Genomic DNA, 789 nt, shown 5'->3' with positions numbered 1-789 from the left:
GTAAATGCCCAGAGAATAAATATAACGGGATCGCTGAGAAACAGCTCCCAGCGGAAGCCCTGCATCAGTGAATGAACAAAGGTCAGTACGTTGACAACCGACAGCTGGCCGAGGCAATACCAGCCAATAAAGAACACGGTAAATAACAGATAACCCCGGCGCAGCCAGTGCAGAAATGCAGGTTTGCTGGTGAAATAATCCTGCAGGAATAAAATCACCAGCAAAACACCCAGGGCAGTTATCAGAACTCCGATCTGGAAACTCTTCTGATACCAGATGTTCAGCCACAGAGGGCGGTTGGCTTCTTCAATGGCAGCCTGTTCTTCGGCTGTTAATGCTGGCCGTTCGAAGTAGGTTTGGGGCAGTTGATAACCCAGTTCGAAACTGGTGAATACGCCATCCACCGGGCCTGTCTGGCGGCGTACCAGCAACTCAAAGGTCCAGTCAGTGCCAGGGTCAAAATGGCTTTTGTCACGGATAATAAACAGCGATTTTTCTTTAAAATCCGGTGCGCCGTCGGCCATGACATCGTACAGACGTTGCTGGTCCAGATCGCGGAAGGAGATAACATCACCAAATTGACGCAGCTGGATGCGGTCAAAAATACCGCCGCGCACATAGCCTGATCCTTTAAATGAGAACATGCCGTTGGCCAGCACAGCAATGGCGTGCTCGCCGGGTTTCAGCTCCTCCATCAGGAAACGGTACTGACTGTCACCCAACAGGTTGCGGCCAATAGTTGGCGCGTTCAGATAGGCAACATACAGATCAATAAAGGTATCGTTAAGC

1 pseudogene is annotated in these 789 nt (G+C 50.6%); it reads right to left on the bottom strand.

From position 1 onward, the window contains the following. Window positions 1–789, bottom strand: a pseudogene (locus B3P58_RS05520) (regulatory protein NosR); the annotation flags it as partial.

Source organism: Thalassolituus sp. UBA2009 (assembly GCF_002335285.1).
GTDB classification, from domain to species: Bacteria; Pseudomonadota; Gammaproteobacteria; order Pseudomonadales; family Oceanobacteraceae; genus Venatoribacter; species Venatoribacter alkanivorans.
Note: the sequence above shows the minus strand (reverse complement) of the source record. Positions and strands in the feature narration are given on the sequence as shown.